The 18,097-nt window shown below is 71.3% G+C and carries 13 protein-coding genes; 5 read left to right on the top strand and 8 right to left on the bottom strand.

The window, feature by feature from the left end; translation table 11 throughout:
- Nucleotides 1–190: 190 nt before the first annotated feature.
- The 3 genes from ACIOGX_RS04710 to ACIOGX_RS04700 form a co-directional block, all read right to left on the bottom strand.
- Nucleotides 191–2,464, bottom strand: coding sequence for an ATP-binding cassette domain-containing protein (locus ACIOGX_RS04710; RefSeq protein ID WP_401910279.1), 2,274 nt, complete (start codon nucleotides 2,462–2,464; stop codon nucleotides 191–193).
- 132 nt (nucleotides 2,465–2,596) lie between these two features.
- Nucleotides 2,597–4,240 carry an ABC-F family ATP-binding cassette domain-containing protein gene (locus tag ACIOGX_RS04705; protein ID WP_401910276.1) on the bottom strand — a complete coding sequence of 548 codons (1,644 nt, stop codon included), beginning with the start codon at nucleotides 4,238–4,240 and terminating at the stop codon, nucleotides 2,597–2,599.
- 355 nt (nucleotides 4,241–4,595) lie between these two features.
- Nucleotides 4,596–5,012, bottom strand: a complete 417-nt coding sequence (locus ACIOGX_RS04700) for an SsgA family sporulation/cell division regulator (RefSeq protein WP_356510878.1) — start codon at nucleotides 5,010–5,012, stop codon at nucleotides 4,596–4,598.
- A 212-nt stretch (nucleotides 5,013–5,224) separates the two neighbouring features.
- Here ACIOGX_RS04700 and ACIOGX_RS04695 point away from each other — a divergent pair, with 212 nt between their 5' ends.
- The gene (locus ACIOGX_RS04695; protein ID WP_401910273.1) at nucleotides 5,225–6,328 is read left to right on the top strand and encodes a WD40/YVTN/BNR-like repeat-containing protein; all 1,104 of its coding nucleotides are present in this window, start codon (nucleotides 5,225–5,227) and stop codon (nucleotides 6,326–6,328) included.
- 38 nt (nucleotides 6,329–6,366) lie between these two features.
- The gene (locus ACIOGX_RS04690; RefSeq protein ID WP_356510874.1) at nucleotides 6,367–7,047 is read left to right on the top strand and encodes an endonuclease V; all 681 of its coding nucleotides are present in this window, start codon (nucleotides 6,367–6,369) and stop codon (nucleotides 7,045–7,047) included.
- Nucleotides 7,048–7,089: 42 nt separating this feature from the next.
- On the opposite strand, the gene ACIOGX_RS04685 is transcribed toward ACIOGX_RS04690, so the two are convergent.
- Nucleotides 7,090–8,292 carry a saccharopine dehydrogenase NADP-binding domain-containing protein gene (locus ACIOGX_RS04685; RefSeq protein WP_356510872.1) on the bottom strand — a complete coding sequence of 401 codons (1,203 nt, stop codon included), beginning with the start codon at nucleotides 8,290–8,292 and terminating at the stop codon, nucleotides 7,090–7,092.
- 289 nt (nucleotides 8,293–8,581) lie between these two features.
- On the opposite strand from ACIOGX_RS04685, the gene ACIOGX_RS04680 reads away from it, so the two are divergent.
- The 3 genes from ACIOGX_RS04680 to ACIOGX_RS04670 all read left to right on the top strand — a co-directional run bounded on the left by ACIOGX_RS04680 (nucleotide 8,582) and on the right by ACIOGX_RS04670 (nucleotide 13,397).
- Nucleotides 8,582–9,721, top strand: a complete 1,140-nt coding sequence (locus ACIOGX_RS04680) for a CaiB/BaiF CoA transferase family protein (protein WP_383965073.1) — start codon at nucleotides 8,582–8,584, stop codon at nucleotides 9,719–9,721.
- 90 nt (nucleotides 9,722–9,811) lie between these two features.
- Nucleotides 9,812–11,026 carry an acetyl-CoA C-acetyltransferase gene (locus ACIOGX_RS04675; protein WP_401910269.1) on the top strand — a complete coding sequence of 405 codons (1,215 nt, stop codon included), beginning with the start codon at nucleotides 9,812–9,814 and terminating at the stop codon, nucleotides 11,024–11,026.
- Between the two features lie 166 nt (nucleotides 11,027–11,192).
- Nucleotides 11,193–13,397: a 3-hydroxyacyl-CoA dehydrogenase NAD-binding domain-containing protein gene (locus tag ACIOGX_RS04670; protein ID WP_401910266.1), complete on the top strand. Its 2,205-nt coding sequence runs from the start codon at nucleotides 11,193–11,195 to the stop codon at nucleotides 13,395–13,397.
- Nucleotides 13,398–13,482: 85 nt separating this feature from the next.
- Here the strand turns inward: ACIOGX_RS04670 and ACIOGX_RS04665 are convergent, their stop codons facing one another.
- The 4 genes from ACIOGX_RS04665 to ACIOGX_RS04650 all read right to left on the bottom strand — a co-directional run bounded on the left by ACIOGX_RS04665 (nucleotide 13,483) and on the right by ACIOGX_RS04650 (nucleotide 17,881).
- Nucleotides 13,483–14,211, bottom strand: coding sequence for a MerR family transcriptional regulator (locus tag ACIOGX_RS04665; protein WP_356510864.1), 729 nt, complete (start codon nucleotides 14,209–14,211; stop codon nucleotides 13,483–13,485).
- Nucleotides 14,212–14,446: 235 nt separating this feature from the next.
- Nucleotides 14,447–15,844 carry a GH1 family beta-glucosidase gene (locus ACIOGX_RS04660; RefSeq protein WP_401910263.1) on the bottom strand — a complete coding sequence of 466 codons (1,398 nt, stop codon included), beginning with the start codon at nucleotides 15,842–15,844 and terminating at the stop codon, nucleotides 14,447–14,449.
- Nucleotides 15,845–16,010: 166 nt separating this feature from the next.
- The gene (locus tag ACIOGX_RS04655) at nucleotides 16,011–16,916 is read right to left on the bottom strand and encodes a carbohydrate ABC transporter permease (RefSeq protein ID WP_356510861.1); all 906 of its coding nucleotides are present in this window, start codon (nucleotides 16,914–16,916) and stop codon (nucleotides 16,011–16,013) included.
- Nucleotides 16,913–17,881: a carbohydrate ABC transporter permease gene (locus ACIOGX_RS04650; RefSeq protein WP_401910260.1), complete on the bottom strand. Its 969-nt coding sequence runs from the start codon at nucleotides 17,879–17,881 to the stop codon at nucleotides 16,913–16,915. The genes ACIOGX_RS04655 and ACIOGX_RS04650 overlap by 4 nt, the downstream gene beginning before the upstream one ends.
- Nucleotides 17,882–18,097 lie beyond the last annotated feature (216 nt).

The raw sequence follows: 18,097 nt of genomic DNA, 5'->3' as shown, positions 1-18,097 counted from the left end.
AGGCAGGCCAGGCAGGTCACGAAGGAGCGCGAAGAGGCAGGTCACGAAGGCGTACAGAGAGCGGCGCACATTGAGAACGCAGAGAGCGGCGCACAGAGAGACAGGTCACGCCCCCTCCGGGCCTCTCGTACCCGCCGATGCCGACCGGCACGGGCTCACGCCGCGCCCGCCGGGCCCGGGATCTCCCCGCTCAGGCCGGAGGAGTGGCCCGCTCCAGCTCCCGGCGCAGATACTCGGCCGTGAAGGATTTGGGGTGTTCGAGCAGCTGCCGCGGAGTGCCCGTGAAGACGATCTCTCCGCCGTGCTTGCCGCCGTCGGGACCGAGATCGATCACCCAGTCCGCACGTTTGACGACATCCATGTTGTGTTCGACGCAGATCACCGAGTTCCCGGCGTCGACCAGCCGGTCCAGCAGTGCCACCAGCGTGTCCACGTCAGCCATGTGCAGCCCGGTGGTCGGCTCGTCGAGTACGTACACACTGCCCGTGCGGTGCAGTTGCGTGGCCAGCTTGATGCGCTGGCGCTCGCCGCCGGAGAGCGAGCTGAGCGGCTGGCCGAGTGTGAGATAGGTCAGTCCGACGTCATTGAGCGTGCGCAGCTTCCGCAGCAGCGCTGTGTCCTCGAAGAACTCCATGGCCACCGCGGCCGTCATGTCCAGTACGTCGACGATGGAACGGCCCCGCACCGTGTGCCGCAGCACCTCGTCGTGGAAGCGCCGCCCCTCGCACGCGTGGCATGTCGTGGTCACCGGGTCCATGAAAGCGAGATCGGTGTAGATCAGCCCGCGTCCCGAGCACTCCGCGCACGCCCCCGAGGAGTTGAAGCTGAACAGCCCCGGCGCGACCCGGTTCTCCTTGGCGAAGACCCTGCGGACCGTGTCCATGACGCCGAGATACGAGGCGGGGGTGGAGCGGGACGAGGCGGTGATGGCGCCCTGGTCGATGACGATCGCCTCGGGATAGGCCGTCGTGAACACCTCGGAGACCAGGGTCGATTTCCCGGACCCCGCCACCCCGGTCACCGCCGTGAGCACCCCGGTCGGGAACCGTACGTCGATGCTCTTGAGGTTGTGCAGCGCCGCGCCGGTCACCGGAAGCCAGTCGGCTGGGGAGCGGAACGACTCCTTGACGGGGGTACGGCGGCGCAGACAGCGGCCGGTGAGCGTGTCGGCCTCCCGGAGCCGGTCCGCCGGGCCCTCGAAGACGACCTGGCCGCCGTCCGTCCCGGCCTTCGGACCCATGTCGACGATATGGTCCGCGATCGCCATCACATCCGGGTCGTGCTCCACCACCAGCACCGTATTGCCCTTGTCGCGCAGCCGTACCAGCAGATCGTTCAGCCGGCCGACATCGCGTGGATGCAGTCCCACACTCGGCTCGTCGAAGATGAAGGTGAGGCCGGTCAGTGAACTCCCCAGGTGGCGCACCATCTTGAGCCGCTGGCCCTCACCGCCGGACAGCGTGGTCGTCTCGCGGTCCAGACTGAGATAGCCGAGCCCGATCCCGACCAGCCGCTCCAGCCGTTCACGGGCGGCGGCCGCGATCGGGGTCGCCACGGGGTCGTCTATCCGGCCCAGCACCTCCACCAGATCGGCGACTTCCATCCGGGTGTGATCGGCGATGCTCAGCCCGTCGATCCGGGAGGCGAGCGCGGCCTCGTTGAGACGCGCACCGCCGCACGCCTCGCACAGCCGCTCCACCGTGAAGCGGGCCGCCGCCTCCTTGCGCTTCTCGGAGAGATTCGCGGTGTCACGCTTGAGGAAGAGCCGGGTGAAGCGGGTGACGATTCCCTCGAACCGCATATCGACCGCGCCCGACTTCATTTCGATCCGGACCTTGAAGTCGGCGCCGTGCAGCAGCAGTTCGCGCTCCTCCTCGGTGTAGTCGGCGAGCGGCTTCGCCCGGTCGAAACGGCCCGAGTCGGCGTACAGACTCCACTCCCAGCTGTTCACCGAGAGCCCCGGCAGCAGCAGCGCGCCCTCGTCGAGCGACTTGGACCAGTCGATCGCGCGGTCGATGTCGAGCGCCACGACGCGGCCCACCCCGTCGCAGACCGCGCACATCCCCGACGGATCGTTGAAGGAGTACGCGGTGGCCGCCCCCGCGCTCGGGACGCCATGGCGCGAGAACAGCACCCGGATCACCGAGTAGATGTCCGTCATCGTGCCGACCGTGGAGCGGACGTTGCCGCCGATCGGCTTCTGGTCGACGACGACCGCCACTGAGAGATCATCGATTCCGTCGACGTGCGGGCGCTCGTACTTCGGCAGGAAACTTCTGATGAACGAACTGAAGGTCTCGTTGAGTTGGCGCTGCGACTCCACCGCGACGGTGTCGAAGACGATGGAGGACTTGCCCGATCCGGATACCCCGGTGAAGACGGTGATCTTGCCCTTCGGGATGGTGAGGGACACGTCGCGAAGGTTGTTCTCACGGGCACCCGTGATGGTGATGTTCTGAGGCATGCCACGACGCTAACGGGGAATCCCGACATCTTCTGTCGAGTTTCCCGGTCGGCGTCGGCGTCGGCGTCGGCGTCCGCGTCGGCGCCAGTGTCAGCGTCCGGCGTCCCGCGTACGGCGTCCGCCTGCCGGTTCCTACGGCTTCGGCAGCGCCCCCGCCCGTACCTCCTCGGCCGAGGTGTCGCGCAGTTCCCCGTCGAGCAGCAGCCAGCGGGTGATGCCGAGCGACTCCAGGAACGGCACATCGTGGCTCGCCACGATCAGCGCGCCCTCGTACGGCTCCAGAGCGGCCGTGAGCCCGCGTATACCCGCCATGTCCAGGTTGTTCGTCGGCTCGTCCAGCATCAGCAGCCGCGGCGCCGGCTCCGCGAGGAGCAGCGCGGCGAGCGAGGCCCGGAAACGCTCACCGCCCGAGAGGGTCCCGGCCGGCTGGTCGGCGCGTGCGCCCCGGAACAGGAAGCGGGCCAGCCGCGCCCTGATCATGTTGTTCGTCGCCCCGGGCGCGAACCGCGCCACATTCTCCACCACACTCAGCGCGTCATCGAGCACATCCAGCCGCTGAGGCAGAAAGCGCAGCGGAACGTGTGCCAGCGCCTCGCCGGAGACCGGCTCCAGCTCCCCGGCGACCGTACGCAGCAGTGTGGTCTTGCCCGAGCCGTTCCGGCCGACGAGCGCGATCCGTTCGGGGCCGCGGATCTCGAAGTCCCCCTTGGCCTCGGCCCCGTACCGCAGCCGCAGGTCGCGCAGGGTGAGCACACCGAGGCCGGGATGGACCGTGGTGTGCGGCAGTTCGATACGGATCTCGTCGTCGTCCCGTACCGCGTCCGCCGCTTCGTCCAGCCGCTGCCTCGCCTCGGCCAGCCGCTCGGTGTGCATGATGCGGTGCTTGCCCGCGGACTCCTGGGCGGTGCGTTTGCGCATCCTCATGACGGCCCGGGGTTCCCGCTTGCTGTCGTACATCTTCTGGCCGTACCGCACGCGCTTGGCCAACTTCTGCTGGGCTTCGGCCAGTTCACGTTTCTGCCGCTGTACGTCGGCCTCCGCGACCCGCACCATGCGTTCGGCCGCCTCCTGTTCCTGGGCGAGGGCGTCCTCGTACGCCGTGTAGTTGCCGCCGTACCACCGCACCTCGCCGTCCCGCAGATCGGCGATCTGGTCGACGCGCTCCAGCAGTTCGCGGTCATGGCTGACCACGACCATCACACCGGACCAGGTGTCGACCGCGTCGTACAGCCGCCGCCGCGCGTGCAGATCGAGGTTGTTGGTCGGCTCGTCGAGCAGCAGGACCGCGGGCGCCGCCAGCAGCAGCGCGGCCAGCCGGAGCAGCACGCACTCACCGCCGGACATCTCGCCGATGGTCCGGTCGAGGCCGAGATGCCCGAGGCCGAGCTGGGCGAGGGTGGCGTGGGCCCGCTCCTCCACGTCCCAGTCGTCGCCCACGGCGGTGAAGTGCTCCTCGCGCGCGTCGCCCGCCTCGATGGCGTGCAGCGCGGTACGGGCCGCGGCGATCCCGAGGGCCTCGTCCACCCGCAGCGCGGTGTCGAGCACCACGGTCTGCGGCAGACAGCCGATCTCGCCGGCGACCTTGACCGTGCCCTCCGCCGGGGTGAGATCGCCCGCGATCAGCCTCAACAGCGTTGATTTGCCTGATCCGTTGAGGCCGATCAGGCCCGTTCTGCCGGGGCCCACGGCCAGTTGGAAACCGTCGAACACACCGGTCCCGTCGGGCCAGGCGAAGGAGAGGGCGGTGCAGGTGATGAAGGCGGGGGAGGCAGACATGGGGATCTCCGGTCGCTGCGAGGAAGCCGAGGCGTGCGGGGCAACGGATGGAGACACCGCGGGACGGAGGATCCCGGTCGGGGAGGACGGCTCGGGCGGCCGAGGTCACACACGAGGCGCACAACGGCCGGAAGAACCGGCGGAAGCTGTGCGGCAGCGGTGTCTCAGGACCTCAGACGAGCAACGTCCTACTCCAATCGGCGACAACAGGACCGACGCCCACGGTAGGCAGCGGCTCGGACGTCGTCAACGCGATTACGGCCGTGGGCGGCGACGGGGGCCGTGGGGCCGTGAGGGTACGGCTGGTGCGTACGGGCGGTCGGTACGGCTCCGAGTACGCGGGCGCGGGCCGGGCTCAGCAGGCGTCGCGCAGCAGCTCGGTCAGGTCGTGGTCCAGATCCAGATAGAGATGCTCGTGTCCCGTCGGCACGAGATCCTGCGAGCGCTCCAGGAAGCGCCGCAGCTCAGCGGTACGGAGATGCACCATCGCGGTGCCCTCGGGAGCGTGGAACTCCAGCACCGTACGGCCGTATCCGAAGGGCCGCACCCGTACGTCCCCGAACCCGACGGGCTCGGTCATGCCCGTTGTCAGCAGCTCACGGGAGAACTCCCAGGTCACCTCGGTGCCCTCCAGCGTCGCCAGGGGCGGGAACGCCATCCGTACGGCGAAGGGGTCCGCCCTGTCGTAGCGCAGGGTCGCGGGTACGGTCTCCAGCCGGGGGGCGGATGCGACCAGCCGGGCCTGTACGGCCTGTTCAATGACGAGCGTCATGGTCTGCTCCCCTTCGCCGGACCTGGATGAGGTCTCCTTCTAAGGGAAAGACGGTGGAGCGCCTCGATACGTGCTCCAAAACGGGAGTGAGCTGTGTCACCGTGCGGCGCCCGGTCCCCGCGGCGAGGTGATTCCGGCCCGGGGACACCCGGGCACATGCGTGCCCGGTGCGCTCTGGACGGGGTCTCCCCGGTGGGCTAGCTTCCAGCGCCATGAGATCCATGGGGAAGATGCGACGCATGTGGTGGGCGGGGCTCGCGGTCGGGGTGAGCGGGGCGGCGCTGGCCGCGGCTCTGGCCGTACCGGCACAGGCCGCGGACGGTGCGGCGGATGGTGTCGGCGGAACCCCCGGCTGGCACCTCACGGACACCGGCAGCGACGCGCGCTTCCGCGGGCTCGCCGCCGTGAGCCGCCGCGCCGCCTGGGTCGCCGGCTCCGGGGGTACGGTGCTGCGCACCGCCGACGGAGGCCGCAGCTGGCGCGATGTCTCCCCGGCCGGGGCGGGCGAGCTGGAGTTCCGCGACATCGAGGCGTTCGACGGGCGCCGGGCCGTCGCCCTGGCCATCGGCGAGGGCGAGGCGTCCAGGATCTACCGCACGGAGGACGGCGGAGCGCACTGGACGGAGTCCTTCCGCAACACCGACCCCAGGGCGTTCTACGACTGCGTGACCTTCTTCGACAGCCGTCATGGCCTCGCGATGAGCGATCCGGTCGACGGCAAGTACCGCATCCTGTCCACCGGCGACGGCGGCTCGACCTGGCGGGTGCTGCCCGGCGACGGCATGCCGGCCGCGCTGCCCGGCGAGGCGGGCTTCGCCGCCAGCGGCCAGTGCCTGGTCAGTTCGGGGCCGAGGGATGTCTGGCTGGCCACCGGCGGCGGTGCCACGGCGCGGATTCTGCACTCCGCCGACCGCGGTGTGCACTGGACCGTGACCGACGCGACGCTTCCCGGGGGCGATCCGGCACGCGGAGTGTTCGGGCTCGCCTTCCGCGACCGCCGGCACGGTCTCGCCGTCGGCGGCGACTACCGCGCCGACCAGCCGTCCCCGCGGGCCGCGGCCGTCAGCGGCGACGGCGGGCGGAGCTGGCGCCAGGCGAACACCCCGCCGTCCGCCTACCGTTCGGGCGTGGCCTGGCTGCCGCACAGCCGCTCCGCCGCCCTCGCCGTCGGCCCGACCGGGACGGACCTGACGACGGACGGCGGCCGTAACTGGCGCACCGTCGACACCGGTTCGTACGACACCGTCGACTGCACCCCGGACATCGGCTGCTGGGCGGCGGGCGAACGGGGCCGCGTCGCCCGGCTGGACTTCTAGATTCTTTCGGGCGCCGCTCTGGCTAGGGTGTGATCACCATGAAGATGATCAGAACACCCGGGGACGAGACCGAGGCCCGTGCCATCCAGGACGAGCTGCGCGGCCTGGTCGTACGGGACGAGCCGGGGCCGCCGCCCGGTACCGGGCTGGTGACGGGGGTGGACGTGGCGTACGACGACGCGCGCGATGTCGTCGCCGCCGCGGCCGTCGTGCTCGACGCCGCCACCCTCGCCGTCGTCGAGGAGGCCACCGCCGTCGGCACGGTCGCCTTCCCGTACGTGCCAGGACTGCTCGCCTTCCGGGAGATCCCCACCGTCCTGGCCGCCCTCGAAGCGCTCACCTCGGACCCCGGTCTCGTCGTCTGCGACGGCTACGGCCTGGCCCACCCGCGGCGCTTCGGGCTCGCCGCGCATCTCGGGGTGCTCACCGGCCTCCCCGTGATCGGCGTGGCCAAGAACCCGTTCACCTTCTCGTACGAGCAGCCGGGCGGCCGGCGCGGTGACTCCTCGCCGCTGCTGGCCGACGACGGCGAGGAGGTCGGGCGGGCGCTGCGCACGCAGGAGGGCGTCAAGCCGGTGTTCGTCTCGGTCGGCCACCGCGTCGGCCTCGACAACGCCTGCGCGCACACGCTGCGGCTGGCACCCGACTACCGTCTTCCCGAGTCCACCCGGCGGGCCGACGCGCTCTGCCGCCGCGCGCTGCGCGAGGCGACCGACTGACGGGGAGCACCGGGCGCCCCGCCGGTACCCGGCAGGCCGGACCTACTCGTCCAGCGTGCGCGCGTCCACGATCCTGAACCCCAGCCCCGCCGCCCGCAGCCGCCCCAGCAGCGCGTCGCCCATCGCCACCGCCGTGGTCACCTGGCCGGCGGTGGCGGGCAGTTCGTCCAGCGCGAGCGAGAGCGCCGACTCGGCCAGCATCTTCGCCGACTCGTCATAACCGGGGTCGCCGCCCGAGACCTCGGTGAAGACCCGGTGCCCGCCGCCCGTGCCCACCAGGCGCAGCGAGAAGTCGCTCGCCCGTCTGCGTTCGAGGTCAGGGCCGGTGCCCGACGCGAAGCGGCGCGTCAACCAGTCGCGGACCGGGGGCAGTTGGGCCAGGGCGACGCCCACTCCCGCCGCCGCGCTGCCGCCCAGCGCCACCGGCAGTGTCTTCACCCCGGCGAAGTACCGGTAGCGGAAATCGGGGCCGTAGCGTGGCAGCGCCGCCGCCGAGCGCGCCACCACCTGTGCGTCGAGCGTCGGCAGCGGCAGCGCCCAGTACCCGGTCTCCCGGCTGAAGTGCGGTGCGCCGAGCGATCCGCGCACGCGACGGTCGACCTGCCTCGGCTCGTACAGCCGCCGTTCCCGCGCGGCGTGCAGCAGCTGTCGGCCGCGGCTCATGGCGGTCATCGCGGAGGCGAGTGTCCCGCCGGAGAAGAGGGCGTTGGAGCGTACGAACGCGTCCACGCGCAGCGGTACGTCCTCCGGCAGCCGCTGGACGGTGAGGTACGCGCCCAGGTCGCTCGGGACCGCGTCGAAGCCGCAGGCGTGCACGAGCCGCGCCCCCGTCTCCCGGGCACGGACGTCGTGATGCAGATACATCCGATCCAGGAACTCGGCCTCGCCGCACAGATCGGCGTAGTCCGTCCCCGCCTCCGCGCACGCCGCGACGAGCCCCTCGCCGTACCAGAGATACGGCCCGACGGTCGAGGCGACGACCCGGGCGGACTCGGCGAGGGACCGCAGCGAGTCGGGGTCCGCCGAGTCGGCCCGCAGTACGGGGAGCACGGCGCACCCCGGATTGAGCGCGGTGAGCCGTTCCCGCAGCCGCTCCAGCCGGGTGAGATCACGGCCGGCGATGGCCCAGCGGCAGTTCTCGGGCGCGTGGGCCGCGAGATACTCCGCGGTCAGCGTCCCGACGAAGCCCGTCGCTCCGAACAGCACGATGTCGTACGGGCGCTCCGTCCCGTTTCTCCTGGCCATTGGCTCCTCCGCCGTTCGCCCCGCTCCATTGCCGGTGGCCGAGATTAGTGCCCCTCCCCGCGATCCCGTGCCCCTCCGGGTGATCCCGGCGCCCCTCCCGGCGATGATGTGCCCTCCGGCGTGAGATCTCACGGGTGTGGGCGGGAACGCTCATCGCGAACCGCTCCGGGTCGGCATAGGCTCGACAGTGAACTAAGCGCTTGCTCTGCCCGCAGGGTTGTGCGGAGTGGAACACGTTCTTAGCATCACTGCTGTTACATCAGTTGTGTCACATAGGGCCGGGAGTCAGATGACAGCCGCAGGAAAAGGTCCGCTGACCGGCGTACGCGTGGTCGAGCTGGCCGGGATCGGGCCCGGACCGTTCGCCGCGATGACCCTCGCCGACCTCGGCGCCGATGTCGTACGGGTCGACCGTCCCGGCGGCGCGGGCCTCGGCATCGATCCGGCCCACGACCTGACCAACCGCAACAAGCGGTCCGTACTGATCGACCTCAAGACCGAGGACGGCGTGGCCCGCGTCCTCGATCTGGCCGAGCGCGCCGACGTCCTCATCGAGGGATACCGGCCGGGTGTCGCCGAGCGCCTCGGCGTCGGCCCGCGGGAGTGCCTGGACCGCAATCCGCGGCTGGTGTACGGGCGGATGACCGGCTGGGGCCAGGACGGCCCGCTCGCCGAGCGCGCCGGGCACGACATCGGCTATATCGCCGTCACCGGCGCCCTCTCCATGATCGGCACGGCGGGGGAGCCCCCCGCGCTCCCGGCGAATCTGCTCGGCGACTACGCGGGCGGCGCGCTCTATCTGGTCATCGGGGTCCTGGCGGCGCTCCAGCACGCCCGTACGCCCGACGGCGCCGGACAGGTGGTGGACGCGGCGATCGTGGACGGCACCGCCCATCTCACCACCATGATCCACGCCATGATGGGCGCGGGCGGCTGGCAGGACCGGCGGGGCGCCAATCTGCTCGACGGCGGCAGTCCGTTCTACGGTTCGTACGAGACCGCCGACGGCGAGTACATGGCGGTCGGCGCCCTGGAACAGCGGTTCTACAACGAGTTCGTGGAGCTGCTCGGCATCGCCGAAGAGCTGCCGCCGCGCAAGGACTTCGCGCGCTGGGACGCACTGCGCGAGGCGGTCGCGGCCCGGTTCAGAACGAAGACGCGCCAGGAGTGGACGGCGGTCTTCGAGGGCTCGGACGCCTGTGTCGCGCCGGTGCTCTCCCTGCGCGAGGCCCCGGCCCACCCCCATCTGGCGGCTCGCGGCACCTTCACCGACCACGCGGGACTCACCCAGCCCGCCCCCGCGCCGCGGTTCTCCGTCACCCCCGGGTCGGTGCGCCGCCCGCCCGCACGGCCCGGCGCCGACACCGCGGAGGTGGCGCGCGACTGGGGTCTGCCCGAACGCGCCGCGGGGGACAAGGAGGACAGCTGAGGTGAACCGCCCACACGTGAAACGCCACTCCAGCACCTTCGCATTCTTCCGTTCCCTCGTCCCTCCTCCTCATCCTGAAAGGCAGTCGCCGTGAGTACCGAAGCGTTCGTCTACGACGCGATCCGCACCCCGCGCGGCCGCGGCAAGGCCAATGGCGCCCTGCACGGCACCAAGCCGATCGATCTCGTCGTCGGACTGATCCATGAGCTGCGCCGCCGCCTCCCCGGGCTCGATCCGGCGGCGGTCGACGACATCGTGCTCGGTGTGGTGAGCCCGCTCGGCGACCAGGGCTCGGACATCGCCCGGATCGCGGCCATCGCCGCGGGACTGCCCGACTCCGTCGCCGGCGTACAGGAGAACCGCTTCTGCGCCTCCGGTCTGGAGGCCGTCAACCTGGCCGCCGCCAAGATCCGCTCCGGCTGGGAGGATCTGATCCTCGCGGGCGGCGTCGAGTCGATGTCGCGCGTGCCGATGGGCTCGGACGGCGGCGCCTGGGCCATGGACCCGATGACCAGCTTCGCGACGGGCTTCGCCCCGCAGGGCATCGGTGCCGACCTGATCGCCACCCTCGGCGGTTTCAGCAGGCGCGATGTGGACGAGTTCGCCGCGCTGTCCCAGGAACGGGCGGCCACCGCGTGGAAGGAGGGCCGCTTCGACCGCTCGGTCGTGCCGGTCCTCGACCGCAACGGGCTCACCGTCCTCGACCACGACGAGCACATGCGCCCCGGCACCACCGCCGACTCGCTCGCCGCGCTGAAGCCCTCCTTCGCGGGGATCGGCGACCGGGGCGGCTTCGACGCCGTCGTCCTCCAGAAGTACCACTGGGTCGAGCAGATCGACCATGTCCACCACGCGGGCAACTCGTCCGGCATCGTGGACGGTGCGGCCCTGGTCGCCATCGGCTCCCGGGAGACCGGCGAGCGCTACGGGCTCACGCCCCGCGCCCGGATCGTCTCCGCGGCCGTCTCCGGCTCCGAGCCGACGATCATGCTCACCGGCCCCGCCCCGGCCAGCCGCAAGGCACTCGCCAAGGCCGGACTGACCATCGACGACATCGACCTCGTCGAGATCAACGAAGCCTTCGCGGCGGTCGTGCTGCGCTTCGCCGGGGAGATGGGCCTCTCGCTCGACAAGGTCAATGTCAACGGCGGCGCCATCGCGCTCGGCCATCCGCTGGGGGCCACCGGCGCGATGATCCTCGGCACGCTCGTCGACGAACTGGAGCGCCAGGACAAGCGGTTCGGCCTCGTCACGCTCTGCGTCGGCGGCGGCATGGGCGTCGCCACCATCGTGGAACGTCTCTGACGGCCCGCGCCCCCCGCCCTCCTGGAACCCCGTCAGACGGTCCGGATCCCCGCCCTCCCGGAAGCTCGCCCCTCCTGGAACCTGGCCCCTCCCGGAACCTCGCCCCTCTGGACCGACCCCGCCCTCCTGGACCCCCCGCCCGGATTCCCCGATACGGAGCAGCAGCATGAGCGAGTCCACCACCCCGGCCTCCCCGGCGATTCGCTGGGAGCAGGACGGGACCGGTGTCGTCACCCTCGTCCTCGACGACCCCGTCCAGTCCGCCAACACCATGAACCAGGCGTTCCGGCAGTCCATCGCGGCGATCGCCGACCGTGTGGAGGCCGAGAAGGACAGCATCCGCGGCATCATCGTCACCTCCGCGAAGAAGACCTTCTTCGCGGGCGGCGACCTCAAGGACATGATCAAGCTCGGCCCGGCCGACGCCGAGGGGGTCTTCGAGAGCAGCATGGCCATCAAGCGTGCCCTGCGCCGCATCGAGACCCTCGGCAAGCCCGTCGTCGCCGCCCTCAACGGCGCGGCCCTGGGCGGGGGTTACGAGATCGCCCTCGCCTGCCACCACCGGATCGCCCTGGACACACCCGGCTCCAAGATCGGGCTGCCCGAGGTGACGCTCGGGCTGCTGCCCGCGGGCGGCGGGGTCACCCGTACCGTACGGCTGATGGGCGTCGCGGACGCGCTGCTCAAGGTGCTGCTCCAGGGCACCCAGTACTCCCCGGCGCGCGCCCTGGAGAACGGGCTGGTCCACGAGATCGCCGCCGACGCGGACGACATGCTCGCGCGCGCCCGCGCCTTCATCGACGCCCACCCCGAGTCGTCCCAGCCGTGGGACGTCAAGGGCTACAAGATCCCCGGGGGCACGCCCTCCAGCCCCCGCTTCGCCGCCAGCCTGCCCGCGTTCCCCGCCAACCTGAAGAAGCAGACGGCGGGCGCCCCGTACCCGGCGCCCCGCAATATCCTCGCGGCGGCCGTCGAGGGTTCCCAGGTCGACTTCGAGACCGCGCAGACCATCGAGGCCCGCTACTTCACCGAACTGGTCACCGGCCAGACCGCCAAGAACATGATCCAGGCGTTCTTCTTCGACCTCCAGGCCGTCAACTCGGGCGCGGGCCGCCCCCAGGGCCTCGCACCGCGAGAGATCCGCAAGGTCGCGGTCCTCGGCGCCGGGATGATGGGCGCGGGCATCGCGTACTCCTGCGCGCGCGCCGGATTCGACGTCGTGCTGAAGGACGTCTCGGAGGAGGCGGCGGCCAAGGGGAAGGCGTACTCCGGGAAACTGCTCGCCAAGGCGCTCGCCCGGGGCCGTACGACCGAGGCCGAGCGGGACGCGCTGCTCGCCCGGATCACCCCGACCGCCGACCCCGCCGGCCTCGCCGGATGCGACGTGGTGATCGAGGCGGTCTTCGAGGACACCGCGCTCAAGCACAAGGTGTTCCAGGAGATCCAGGACATCGTCGAGCCCGACGCGCTGCTCTGCTCCAACACGTCCACCCTGCCCATCACGGTGCTCGCCGAGGGCGTCTCCCGGCCCGCCGACTTCATCGGGCTGCACTTCTTCTCGCCGGTCGACAAGATGCCGCTCGTGGAGATCATCAAGGGGGAACGGACCGGGGACGAGGCACTGGCGCGCGCGTTCGATCTGGTACGCGCGATCAGGAAGACCCCGATCGTGGTCAACGACTCGCGCGGCTTCTTCACCTCACGGGTGATCGGGCAGTTCATCAACGAGGGGGTGGCGCTGGTCGGCGAGGGCGTCGAGCCCGCCTCGGTCGAACAGGCCGCCGCGCAGGCGGGCTACCCCGCCAAGGTCCTCTCGCTGATGGACGAGTTGACGCTCACCCTGCCCAGGAAGATCCGGAACGAGGCGAGGCGCGCGGTCGAGGAGGCCGGAGGCACCTGGACCGCGCACCCGGCGGACGCGGTCATCGACCGGATGGTGGACGAGTTCGGCCGGCCGGGACGCAGCGGGGGCGCGGGCTTCTACGAGTACGGCGAGGACGGCAGGCGGACCCGCCTCTGGCCCGGCCTGCGCGAGCACTTCGGCACACCGGAGGGCGAGGCAGGTACGGAGGTCCCGTTCGTCGACATGACGGAACGGATGCTGTTCTCCGAGGCGCTGGACTCCGTGCGCTGTCTGGAGGAGAACGTCCTGACCTCGGTCGCGGACGCCAATATCGGCTCGGTCATGGGCATCGGCTTCCCGGCCTGGACGGGCGGGGTGCTCCAGTACATCAACGGGTACGAGGGCGGCCTGCCCGGCTTCGTGGCGCGCGCCCGAGAGCTGGCGGAGCGGTACGGCACCCGGTTCGAGCCGCCCGCGCTGCTGGTCGGGAAGGCGGAGCGGGGCGAGACGTTCGGCGACCGCGCCTGAGCGGCGGCCGGGCCCGAGCGGCGGCCGGGCCCGAGCGGTGAGAACGCCCGGGGGCGCAGGCCGCGTTCGAGGCACGGGAGGGTGGTCACTCCGCCTCGAACGCGGCCCGCAGCTCCTCCTTCAGCGACCGCTGGAAGGCCGTCACCAGCGCCTGCATCACCAGCGGCTGCATATGGGCCGAGAGCGACTTCATCGCCGCGACATGCCCGGGGTCGGACCCCTGGTCCCGGTACGGAGTCCACACCTCGTCCCGGAACAGCCGCGTCAGCTCGTACGCCGCCTCGCGCGTGTGCTCCAGCAGGACCGTACGGGCCGCGAGGATCGTCTCCTGCGGGATCGGTACGTCCAGCAGCTCGACGCCGAGCCGCAGCAGCCCGGGATCCAGCCGGTAGCCGTCCGGCCCGTCGGCGCGCGCCAGGGCGCCCATCGCGGCGAGCCGGTCGATGTCCTCCTCGGACAGCGCGCGTCCGGCCCGGCGCTCCAGCTCGGCCCGGGTCGCGTCCTCGGCGGAGTCCGGCGCCCAGGAGGCCACCAGCGCCCGGTGGATGGCCAGGTCCTGCGCGCTCAGATCGGGCGGCAGCCGCTCCAGATAGCGTTCGATCGCGGCGAGCGTCATGCCCAGCTGCTGAAGCTCCTCGATCAGGGCCAGCCGGGACAGATGGTCCCGGCCGTAGTGCCCGACCCGGCGCGGCCCGATCACCGGCGGCGGCAGCAGCCCGCGGGTGCTGTAGAAGCGGACGGTGCGTACGGTGACCCCCGCGCGGGCCGCCAGCTCGTCGACGGTGAGCGTCGGCTCCTCGCTCCCAGTGGCCATGTCCGCGCCCCGCCTTCCGCTGCTCCGGGCCGACAGATCGACAGGCCGACTCGGTGCAACAGTATTGCTGTGCCACCAGCGCGGTGAAACCACCAGCACGGAGATTCCACCAGCACGGTGAGAGCGGCGGCACGGTGAGAGCGGCGGCCACCTCGGACAGCACCTCGGGCGCCACCTCGGAGTCCGAGGTGGCGCCCGGCGGACATCGGTCAGGGCCGGACCGTACGGCCGCGGCTCAGTCCAGACCGCCCCGGCCGATGACCCCCGCGTACCAGCGCGCGCTGTCCTTCACCGTGCGGCGCTGCGTCGCGAAGTCCACATGGACGATGCCGAACCGCTTGCTGTAGCCGTACGCCCACTCGAAGTTGTCCAGCAGCGACCAGAGGAAATAGCCGCGCACCTTCGCGCCGTCCGTGATCGCGCGGTGGACGGCGTGGAGATGGGCACGCAGATAGGCCACCCGCTCGGGGTCGTGCACCGCGCCGGACGGATCCGCGTAGTCGTCGTACGCCGCGCCGTTCTCGGTGACCATCAGCGGGGTGGCCGGCAGTTCGTCCCGCAGCCGCGTCAGCAGTTCGTACAGTCCGTCCGCGTCGACCGGCCAGTCCATCGCGGTACGCGGTCCCGGCGCGGGGACGAACCGCACATGCTTCTCCGCGCCGGGCCACGGTGACGGGGTGTCGCAGGAGCCGGCCGCGACGACCGTGGGGGAGTAGTAGTTGATCCCCAGCGAGTCGATGGGCGCGGAGGCGGTCGCCAGATCGCCGTCCCGGACGAACGACCAGTCCGTCAGCGAGGCCGTGTCCTCGACCAGGTCCGCGGGCAGCCGCCCGTGGAACACCGGATCGAGGAAGATCCGGTTCCCGACGGCATCGATCCTGCGCACCGCGTCCAGGTCGGCCGCCGAGTCCGTCAGCGGCCGGGCGGCGTGCAGATTGAGGGTCAGCGAGATCTCGGACTTCCTCGGCAGCGCGTCGCGCAGCGCGCGGGTGGCCAGACCGTGGGCGAGATTGAAGTGGTGGGCGGCGCGCAGCGCGGCGACCGGATCCGTACGGCCCGGGGCGTGGACACCGGAGGCGTACCCCAGGAACGCCGCGCACCACGGCTCGTTGAGGGTGGTCCAGGTGGCCACCCGGTCGCCGAGCGCCTCGGCGACGATCTTCGCGTACTCCGCGAACCGGGGCGCCGTGTCGCGCTGCGGCCAGCCGCCCGCGTCCTCCAGCTCCTGGGGCAGATCCCAGTGGTAGAGCGTCGCGACCGGCCGGATCCCCGCCGCCAGCAGCGCGTCGACCAGCCGCCGGTAGAAGTCCAGACCGCGCTGTACGGCCGGGCCGCGGCCGGTCGGCTGGACGCGCGGCCAGGCCACCGAGAACCGGTAGTCCGTGACCCCCAGCTCCTTCAGCAGCGCGACGTCCTCGTCCATCCGGTGATAGTGGTCGGCGGCGATGTCGCCGGTGTCGCCGTTGCGGACCCGGCCGGGAGCGCGGCTGAAGGTGTCCCAGATGGACGGGGTACGGCCGTCCTCGGTGGCGGCCCCCTCGATCTGGTACGCGGCGGTGGCCGTCCCCCAGCGGAAGCCGCGGGGAAAGCGCAGCTCCGCGGTGGTCTCGGGACGTGCGTCGACAGCGGTCATATGGAAGGAACTCCCGTGAGATGAGACAGAACAGTGGGGGGAGGCGGCGGGGGACTCGTAGGGCGCGGCGGCGGGTGCGCGCGACAGGTGACGGGTGCGCGCCGGGCGGTGGGGTGCCCGGCAGTGGGGGGACGCGCGACGGGGGGACGCGCGACGGGGCGGGGCATCACCCCTTGACGGCGCCCTGCATGATGCCGCCGACGATCTGCCGGCCCAGCAGACCGAAGACCAGGAGCACGGGCAGCGTGCCGAGCAGAGTGCCCGCCATGATCACGGACTGGTCGTGGACGTAGCCGCCGCCGAGCTGGCGCAGCGCCACCTGCACGGTCGGATTCTGTGAGGAGAGCGCGATGATCGGCCAGAAGAAGTCGTTCCAGGCGGCCATGAAGGTCAGCATCCCGAGCACGGCCATCCCGGGCCGGGCGACGGGCACCACGATCGACCAGAAGATCCGCGCCGTGGAGGCGCCGTCCACCCGGGCGGCCTCGATCAGCTCGTCGGGCAGCGACTGCACCAGATACTGCCGCATGAAGAACACCCCGAAGGCGGAGACGAGTCCGGGCAGGATGACGGCCTGGAGCTGGTTCACCCACTGGAGTTCGGCGATCAGCATGAACAGCGGGATCACGCCGAGCTGCGGCGGGATCATCATCGTCCCGACGGTCACGGCGAGCAGCGCGCCCCGGCCGCGGAAGCGCAGCTTGGCGAACGCGAACCCCGCGAGGGTGCAGCACAGCACCGTGCCCACGGTGATCGAGCCGGACACGATGAAGGAGTTGAGGAGGGCCTTGCCGATATCGGCCTCCGCCAGCACCGCCTCGAAGTTGCGGATGAGGTTCGGCCCCGGCAGCAGACTCGGCGGTACCTTCGCCAGCTCGGCGTTGGAGCGGCTGGCGGCGACGATCGTCCAGTAGAACGGGAACACCGAGATGAGCAGCGCGACGGCCAGGATCGCGTACGAGAGCCTGCCCCCGTGCATCGTGCGCCCGGCCCGGCCGCCGCGTCGTACGGAGCGCCGTGGCCGGTCCTCGGTCCCCGGCGGCGGGGTGGGCGGTGCGGCGAGCGCGGTCATCGGCCGGCCTCCTTACGGGAACGGCGGCGGGCGATCAGGGCGTTGACGCCGACCAGCAGCAGGATCAGGACGAACATCACCCAGGCGATCGCGGCGGCCCGGCCCAGATGGAAGAAGCCCCAGCCCTGTTCGTACATATAGAGGCCGAGGGTCTGGTACTGGTGCGAGATACCGCCCGAGATGGACCCCTCGAAGAGCAGCGGCTCACCGAACAGCTGGGTCGCGCCGATCGTCGAGACGACGGCGGTGAAGACGATCGTGGGGCGCAGCCCCGGCAGCGTGACATGGATGAACTGCCGCCAGCGCGAGGCCCCGTCGACCTCGGCGGCCTCGTACAGCTCGCTGGGGATGGACTGCATTCCGGCCAGATAGATCAGCGCGTTGTAGCCGGTCCAGCGCCAGATGACGATCGACGAGACGGCGATCTGCGAGGCGACCGTACCGGTCTGCCAGTCCACCGGGTCGAAACCGACCAGGCCCAGTACGTAGTTGATCAGACCGAAGTCGCGGCCGAAGAGCTGGGCGAAGACCAGCGTCGCGGCGGCGACCGAGGTGGCGTACGGCAGCAGGATCGCCGTACGGATGAACGTCCGGCCGCGCAGCTTGTAGTTGAGCAGATGGGCCAGGCCGAGGGCCATCGCCAGCTGCGGGACGGTCGACAGCACCCCGATGGTGAAGGTGTTGCGCAGCGAGGTCCAGAAGAACTCGTCGGTGAAGAGCGCGGTGTAGTTGCCGAATCCGCGCCACTCCATGTCGCCGGGTGTCTGGAGCTCCACCCGGTAGAGCGAGACGAACGCGGTGTAGATCAGCGGGAACAGCCCGAAGGCCGCGAACAGCGTGAAGAACGGGGCGATATAGGCGTACGGCGAGAAGGAGCGCCAGGCGCGGCGCGTGGCGGACGCCCGCGCGGCGGGTGGTCCGGACGGCGGCGGTGACGCGGCCTTCGCGGTGGCGGTGAGGGTCATGGAACGGCCTTCGGAAGCGTGGGCTGGGGCGTGTGGCGCACGTGGGGCCGTCCGCCCGCGGGGGCGGTCGCGAGCCGGGCGGGACGTCGTGACACGCCGGGGGAAGGGACGGGACCGGGGGCGGGCGCCGTGCGGGGACGAGATGTGGAATCCGCCCGGTGCCTGCCCCCGGCGACCGTTTCGGCTGACGCGGTGATCAGCCGACGACGATGCCGA

This window comes from Streptomyces sp. NPDC088147, from assembly GCF_044741565.1.
Taxonomy (GTDB): Bacteria; Actinomycetota; Actinomycetes; order Streptomycetales; family Streptomycetaceae; genus Streptomyces.
The sequence above is the reverse complement of the archived record's forward strand: the minus strand, read 5'-3'. Positions and strand labels throughout refer to the sequence as shown.

Excerpts from the sequence above, each read along its gene's own strand:
- ACIOGX_RS04680 (WP_383965073.1), top strand. The coding sequence starts at position 8,582 with ATGACAGCCGCAGGAAAAGGTCCGCTGACCGGCGTACGCGTGGTCGAG.
- ACIOGX_RS04705 (WP_401910276.1), bottom strand. The coding sequence starts at position 4,240 with ATGTCTGCCTCCCCCGCCTTCATCACCTGCACCGCCCTCTCCTTCGCC.
- ACIOGX_RS04695 (WP_401910273.1), top strand. The coding sequence starts at position 5,225 with ATGAGATCCATGGGGAAGATGCGACGCATGTGGTGGGCGGGGCTCGCG.
- ACIOGX_RS04700 (WP_356510878.1), bottom strand. The coding sequence starts at position 5,012 with ATGACGCTCGTCATTGAACAGGCCGTACAGGCCCGGCTGGTCGCATCC.
- ACIOGX_RS04660 (WP_401910263.1), bottom strand. The coding sequence starts at position 15,844 with ATGACCGCTGTCGACGCACGTCCCGAGACCACCGCGGAGCTGCGCTTT.
- ACIOGX_RS04670 (WP_401910266.1), top strand. The coding sequence starts at position 11,193 with ATGAGCGAGTCCACCACCCCGGCCTCCCCGGCGATTCGCTGGGAGCAG.
- ACIOGX_RS04655 (WP_356510861.1), bottom strand. The coding sequence starts at position 16,916 with ATGACCGCGCTCGCCGCACCGCCCACCCCGCCGCCGGGGACCGAGGAC.
- ACIOGX_RS04665 (WP_356510864.1), bottom strand. The coding sequence starts at position 14,211 with ATGGCCACTGGGAGCGAGGAGCCGACGCTCACCGTCGACGAGCTGGCG.
- ACIOGX_RS04690 (WP_356510874.1), top strand. The coding sequence starts at position 6,367 with ATGAAGATGATCAGAACACCCGGGGACGAGACCGAGGCCCGTGCCATC.
- ACIOGX_RS04710 (WP_401910279.1), bottom strand. The coding sequence starts at position 2,464 with ATGCCTCAGAACATCACCATCACGGGTGCCCGTGAGAACAACCTTCGC.
- ACIOGX_RS04650 (WP_401910260.1), bottom strand. The coding sequence starts at position 17,881 with ATGACCCTCACCGCCACCGCGAAGGCCGCGTCACCGCCGCCGTCCGGA.
- ACIOGX_RS04685 (WP_356510872.1), bottom strand. The coding sequence starts at position 8,292 with ATGGCCAGGAGAAACGGGACGGAGCGCCCGTACGACATCGTGCTGTTC.